Origin of the sequence: Kitasatospora sp. MBT66 (genome assembly GCF_000710405.2) — a bacterium.
In the GTDB taxonomy this organism is placed as follows: Bacteria; Actinomycetota; Actinomycetes; order Streptomycetales; family Streptomycetaceae; genus Kitasatospora; species Kitasatospora purpeofusca.
On sequence record NZ_JAIY01000003.1, the window covers coordinates 129741 to 136023 of the forward strand.

7 protein-coding genes are annotated in these 6283 nt (G+C 74.7%); 3 read left to right on the forward strand and 4 right to left on the reverse strand.

The window, feature by feature from the left end:
* The 3 genes from BI06_RS50210 to BI06_RS02600 form a co-directional block, all read left to right on the forward strand.
* The coding region (locus BI06_RS50210; RefSeq protein ID WP_043464756.1) for a thioester reductase domain-containing protein at window positions 1-1599 on the forward strand (1599 nt) is incomplete at its 5' end.
* Window positions 1596-2465, forward strand: coding sequence for a leucyl/phenylalanyl-tRNA--protein transferase (locus BI06_RS02595; protein ID WP_063794897.1), 870 nt, complete (start codon window positions 1596-1598; stop codon window positions 2463-2465). The genes BI06_RS50210 and BI06_RS02595, both read left to right, overlap by 4 nt.
* Before the next feature lie 79 nt (window positions 2466-2544).
* A complete protein-coding gene (locus BI06_RS02600; protein WP_043465770.1) occupies window positions 2545-3303 on the forward strand; it encodes a serine hydrolase in 759 nt (252 codons plus the stop codon).
* A gap of 106 nt (window positions 3304-3409) precedes the next feature.
* On the opposite strand, the gene BI06_RS02605 is transcribed toward BI06_RS02600, so the two are convergent.
* From BI06_RS02605 to BI06_RS50215, 4 genes are read right to left on the reverse strand one after another with little or no spacing between them, the layout of a single operon-like run.
* The gene (locus BI06_RS02605; RefSeq protein WP_030391786.1) at window positions 3410-4543 is read right to left on the reverse strand and encodes an FAD-dependent monooxygenase; all 1134 of its coding nucleotides are present in this window, start codon (window positions 4541-4543) and stop codon (window positions 3410-3412) included.
* A 45-nt stretch (window positions 4544-4588) separates the two neighbouring features.
* Window positions 4589-5212 (reverse strand): ATP/GTP-binding protein, encoded by a 624-nt coding sequence (locus tag BI06_RS02610; RefSeq protein ID WP_078879629.1) that lies wholly within the window; start codon window positions 5210-5212, stop codon window positions 4589-4591.
* Window positions 5213-5215: 3 nt separating this feature from the next.
* Window positions 5216-5647: a DUF742 domain-containing protein gene (locus tag BI06_RS02615; RefSeq protein WP_369826039.1), complete on the reverse strand. Its 432-nt coding sequence runs from the start codon at window positions 5645-5647 to the stop codon at window positions 5216-5218.
* A gap of 7 nt (window positions 5648-5654) precedes the next feature.
* A complete protein-coding gene (locus tag BI06_RS50215; protein ID WP_030391789.1) occupies window positions 5655-6086 on the reverse strand; it encodes a roadblock/LC7 domain-containing protein in 432 nt (143 codons plus the stop codon).
* Window positions 6087-6283: the final 197 nt, after the last annotated feature.

Here is a 6283-nt window from a genome sequence, read left to right on the forward strand (position 1 = left end):
GCCCAGCTGTGGTCCGAACTGCTCGGCGTCGAGGAGGTCGGACCCGAGGACGACTTCTTCGACCTCGGCGGCAACTCCCTGCTCGCCATGGAGATGCTCGCCCGCGCCCGGATCATGTTCGGCATCGACGTCACCCGGATCCGCTTCCTCACCCGCTCGCTGCTGCGCGACGCCACCCTGCGGGCCTTCGCCGCCGACACCCTCGCCGCCCGCACCGGCGGCCAGGCCCGGCCCGACGGCTCCGCCCGGGCCCCGGGCCCCGACGGCAGCGCCCGCGACAGCAGCACCCGCGACGGCAGCGACGGCGAGCGCGACGGCGGCAACGACCACGTCGACGGCAGCCTGATCGACGCCAGTGGCGAGGCCGCCGTCGACTGGGCCGCCGAAGCCCGCCTGGACACCCCCGTCCGGCAGTCCTGGAGCCCCGCGCCGTCCCGCGCCGAACCCACCGAGATCCTCCTCACCGGCGCCACCGGCTTCTGCGGCGCCCACCTGCTCGACGCCCTGCTGCACACCACCGACGCCCGCATCCACTGCCTGGTCCGCGCCCCCGACGAGGAACACGCCCTGGAACGCCTCCGCGCCGCCCAGCAGCGCTTCCTCCGCCAGGACCTCGCCGACCGCCGCGTCGTCCCGCTCGTCGGCGACCTCGCCGAACCCCTGCTCGGCCTCACCCAGCAGCGCTTCGAGCACCTCGCCAACACCCTGGACGCCATCCACCACCTCGGCGGCCTGGTCAACTTCATCTACCCCTACCACCAGCTGCGCGGCGCCAACGTCGACGGCACCCGCGAGATCGTCCGCCTGGCCGGGCACTCGCGCGGCATCCCCGTCCACTACCTGTCCACCCTCGCCGTGGTGGCGGGCTTCGGCGCGGCCGGCGTCGCCGAGGTCACCGAACGGACCCCGCTCGACCACGCCGACCGGCTCGCCGTCGGCTACGTCGAGAGCAAGTGGGTCGCCGAACAGCTCCTGCACCACGCCGCCGAGGCCGGGCTGCCGGTCACCGTGCTGCGCACCAACGACGTCACCGGCGACCTCCGCACCGGCGTGATGAACACCGGCACCGAGATGTGCGCACTGATCAAGTACATGGCCGAGAGCGGGAGTTGCCCGGACGTCCGGCTGCCGCTCGACTTCGTCCCGGCCGACCGGTTCAGCCGCGCGATCTGCCACATCGTCACCCACGCACCCGCCGTCGGCGAGGTCTACCACCTGACCTCGCCGACCCCGGCCGGCCTGCCCGAACTCGCCGAACGGCTGCGCGCCCGGGGCCACCCGGTCGACGAAGTCCCGTACGAGCAGTGGGTGCAGGGCCTGGTCCGGTTCGCCGCCGGGCACCCCACCCACCCGATGACACCGTTCGTGCCGCTCTTCGTCGACCGCGTGCCCGGCACCGAACTGTCCATCAGCGAGATGTACTTCCGGCCCACCTTCCCGCGCTTCGACCGGGCCAACACCGAACACGCCCTGGCGGGCAGCGGCGTGGTGCTGCCCGCCGTCGACGGCGGCCTGCTGGACTTCTACCTCGACCGGCTGACGGCGGAGGGCTTCCTCTCCCCGCCGCTCGGCACCTCGCCGCTCGGGGCGGTGCGATGACTGCCACCGCTCCCGAGGAGCTCTTCGCGGCGGTGGACGTCGCCCGGGCCCCCGCCGACGGACCGGCGGCGTTCGGCGGCGACCTCGCGCCCGGCACCCTGCTCGCCGCCTACCGGCACGGGCTGTTCCCGCTCCCGGCCGCCGACGCCTACGCGAGCGCCTTCAACGAGGCCCGCTACGAGGAGGCGGTGGAGACCGGCCGGATCGCCCTGCTGCCGGGGTCCGAGCACACCGACCCGTACGCGCTCGCCTGGTGGTCGCCCGACCCCCGCCCCCTCCTCGCCCCCGACGGTGTGCGGCTCGGCAGCAAGCTCTCCCGCCTGCTGCGCAACCGGCTGGACTGGTCGACCACCGCCGACGCCGCCTTCGAGCAGGTGCTCGCGGCCTGCGCCGAGGGCCGCGAACCCCCGTGGCTCACCCGGGACCTGCGGGAGGCGCTCACCGCCCTGCACCGGCTGGGCGCGGCCCACAGCGTCGAGGTGTGGGAGGCGGGGGAACTGGTCGGAGGGGTGTTCGGGATCGCGGCGGGGCCGGTGCTCAGCCTGGACTCGATGTTCCACCGCCGCCCGGACGCCGCCCGGGTCGCGGTCGCCGACCTCGCCGCCCGCTTCGCCGCCGCCGGGGGCCGGCTGCTGGACGCCCAGTGGGACTCCCCGCACGTGCGCTCCCTGGGCGCCGCCCCGCAGCCCCGGGCCCACTACCTCGCCGCGCTCGCCGCCGGGACCGGGCCGGGGGCCGGGACGGTGGCGCCGCTGGACACCGCCAGGCTCCCGGCCGTCCGGCTGGCTCCCGCGAAGCCCCGCCCGCCGTGGCCGCCCGGCCACCGGCACGGGCACCGTCCCGCCGCGAGCTCCGATCGCGGCTGACGCACCGACAGCGGCCGACGCACCGGGGCCCGGTGGTCCGCCGGTTTCGGGACGGGCGGTGGCGGGCACGGTGGCGGTCATGCTGTCGGTAGTGGTCGCCCCCTGGGGCGGGGAACCGGTGTTCGAGCGCGGCGGGGACGAGCCGCACGACGCCGCGAGCACGATGAAGATCGCCGTCCTGGCCGCCCTGCACCGCGCCGGGGCCGACCTCGACGAGGCCGTGCCGGTGGTGAACTCCTTCGCCTCGCGGGCGGGCGGGGAGTTCGCCAACGACCCCGAGTGGGACAGCGACCCCGTCCCGTGGGAACTCCTCGGCGGCACCGCGCCGCTGGGCCTGCTCGCCGAGCGGATGATCACCCACTCGTCCAACCTCGCCACCAACCTCTGCCTCGCCCGGGCCGGTCACGAGGCCGTCGCGGAGGTCTGGCGGCACGCGGGCGCCACCCGGAGCGCCAGTCCGCGCGGGATCGAGGACTACCCGGCGCGGGACGCGGGCCTGCACAACCGGGTGACGGCCCGCGATCTCGTCCGGCTGCTCCAGTCCCTGGCCGGGGAGCCGGAGTTGCTCGCACTACTGGAGCGCAACGCGTTCCGGGTCGACCTCGCGGCCGGGCTGCCGCCGGGGACGGCGGTCGCGTTCAAGAACGGCTGGATCCCCGGCGCCCGGCACTGCGTGGGGCTGGTGCGGCCCGAGGACTGCCCGCCGTACCTGCTGGCCGTCTGCTACACCGGCCCGCTGGCCTCCGGCGCGGACGGCGCGGAGGACGATCCGGCGGCCCGGCTGGTCGCCCGGGTCTCGGCGGCGGTCTGGGCCCGCCGGCACACGATCACCGGCTGACCGGCTGACCGGCTGACCGGTCGGCGGCCGGCACCCGGAAGGGGGCGACCGCCGACCGGCAACTGCCGGTCCGTCAGTACGGCCGCAGTGCGGCCTCAGTGCGGCCTCAGTACGGCTTCACCAGGAAGTGCGCCGCGCCCGGGATGCCGACCTTCAGCAGCTCGTCCTCCTCCGGCGTGGTCGGCGTGCCGGTCTCCTGCTTGAGGATCGCCCGGGACAGCGCCTGCACCCACATGGCGCGCGGCCGGCGGCGCTCCTCCCAGGCGGCCAGCGCGGCGGGCACCGTCTCCGCCGCGTCCAGGCTCTGGGCGAGCACGAGCGCGTCCTCGACGGCCATCGCCGCGCCCTGGGCCAGGTGCGGGGTGGAGGCGTGCGCGGCGTCGCCGGCCAGGACCACCCGGCCGACGTGCCACGGCTCCTCGACGGTGACCTGCGAGATCCGCGAGTAGACCACCGCGGCCGGGTCGGTCACCTGCGCCAGCGCCTCGGCGATCGGCCCGCCGAAGCCGGCCAGCCGCTCGCGCAGCTGCTCGTGGGCGTGCTCCGGGTCCGGCCGGAAGTCCTCGGCCTCGGCGAACACCGAGCCCAGGTACATCAGGTCCTCGCTGATCGGGGTGAGCAGCGCCTTGGCCTTCAGGTTGCCGGTGGACATCACCACGCCCCGCACCTCGGGCGAACGCGGCAGGGTGACCCGCCAGTTGGCGAAGCCGGTGTACTCGGGCGCGTACTTCTCGCCGTAGAGCCGCTTGCGCAGCGGCGAGCCGATGCCGTCGAAGCCGACCACCAGGTCGTAGCGCTCGCTGCTGCCGTCGCTCAGGGTGACCGCCACCTCCTCGCCCTCGTCGGCGAGTTCGGTGATCGTGGTGCCGAACCGCAGGGTCGCCCCGGCGGCGGTGGCGGCCTCGCCCAGCACCTGGGCCAGCGCGGGGCGGGGGATGCCGTTGTTGGACGGCGCGCCGTCCATCCGCGGCTGCGGGATCTTGGCGAGGATGCCGCCGGTCGGGTCGCAGATGGTGAGCACCTCCCACTCGAACCCGGCCGCCAGGCACTGCTCCAGCACGCCGATCTCGCGCATCACGTGCAGCGCGTTGGACGGCTGGATGATGCCGACGCCCAGGGCCTCCAGGGCGTCGCGCAGCTCGACGACGTCGACCCGGTGGCCGCGGCGGGCGAGGGCGGTGGCCGCGGTCAGGCCGCCTATGCCGCCGCCGTGGACGAGGACGCGCAGGGGTGGGGTCATGACGGGGTTGCTCCAAAGTGTGGTGGGGAGAGGTGGGGAAACGTTTCAGCGGACCGGCGCGCCGGCCGACAGCTCCATGAGGTGGTCGACCAGCGCGAGCAGCAGGTCCCGCCCGAACGTCCGCACCCGCACGTCGCCGATCAGCATCGGGACCTGCGGGTCGAGGTCGAGGGCGGCCCGGATCTCGTCCGCCGTACGGGTGTTGTGGCCGTGGAAGCAGTTGATCGCGACCACGAACGGGATGCCCCGGCTCTCGAAGAAGTCGATCGAGGCGAAGCTGGTGTCCAGCCGGCGGGTGTCGGCGATCACGACGCCGCCGAGCGCGCCGTTCACCAGGTCGTTCCACATGAACCAGAAGCGCTCCTGTCCGGGCGTGCCGAACAGGTAGACCACCAGCTCCGGGTTGACGGTGATCCGCCCGAAGTCCAGGGCGACCGTGGTGGTCTCCTTGTTGTCCACTCCGGACAGGTCGTCGACGCCCTCGCTGGCGCGGGTCAGGTACTCCTCGGTGCGCAGCGGCGCGACCTCGCTCACCGCGCCGACCAGGGTGGTCTTGCCGACCCCGAAGCCGCCGGCGATGAGGATCTTGACGGCCGCGGGGACGACGGGGGCGGGGGCGCGGGAGGGGAGCGAGGAGGAAGAGGAGGGGCGAGGTGCGGATGGTGCCATGGTTCAGAGCCTCCGGAGTCCTTCACGTACGGCCGTCAGCAGCCCGAGGTCCAGACCGCCGTCCCCGGCGGCCCGGGCCACCGAGATCGGGGCCCGGGCCAACAGCATTCCCTGGGCGATCAGATCGCCCAGGAGGATCTTGGTGACCGAGACCGGCAGGTTGAGCCCGGCGGCCACCTCGGCCACCGCGGCCGGCCGGCGGCACTGTTCGAGGATCAGCCGGTGCTCCGGCTGGAGCCCGCGCGGGCCGGACGACCGGGTGGCGAGCGCCTGGTCCGCGAGCTCCTCCACCGTGGTCATCAGCGTGATCAGGGTGAGGTCGTCGCGTTCCGGCGCCGTCCGGCCGCGGGTGATGGTGTAGGGGCGCACCATCGTGCCCGCGCCGTAGTCGTCGTCCTCGTCCTCTTCGGGCAGCTCGCTCCAGTGCGGCCTCAACGGGGACTCACCCCCGGTTCCTGGCGGCGAAGGCGTCGAACTCGCTGCGGACCGGCGTGGTGAGCTTCTGGCCGACCTGCTGGACGAGCTGGTGCATGGCCACCGACATCACCTCGGCGTCCACCTCCTGGTCGGCGACCACGGCCAGGTGGGTGCCCTGCGCGGCGGCGATGACGAACAGCCAGACCTCGGCCAGCTCGACGATCACCTGGTGGACCGGGCCGCCGTCGAAGAGCTGGCCGATGCCGCGGGCGAGGCTCTGCTGGCCGGTGGCCACGGCGGCCAGCCGCTCGGCGTCGGACCGCTCGATGGTGCGGGAGTGGCTGACCACCAGGCCGTCGTCGGACAGCAGCACGGCGCTTCTCGTCCCGGGGACCGTCTCGACGAGTCCGTCCAGCAGCCAGTCGAGGTCCTGGTGGGTGGCGATGGTGCGGTTCATGACTGCTCTTCCGTCCTCGTGGTTCGGGGGTCCGCGGCCGGGAGGGCCCAGGGGGAGGGACCCGGCGCGGGAGTCGGGGTTCCGGGGGCCGTGGGGGAGGCCGGGCCGGACGGGGGAGTGGTGCCGCGCCCCGGCGGCAGGGCGCCGACCGCGGGGCCGTCGGCGGGCGGCAGGTCCTCCGCGGCGCCGAGGCCGCG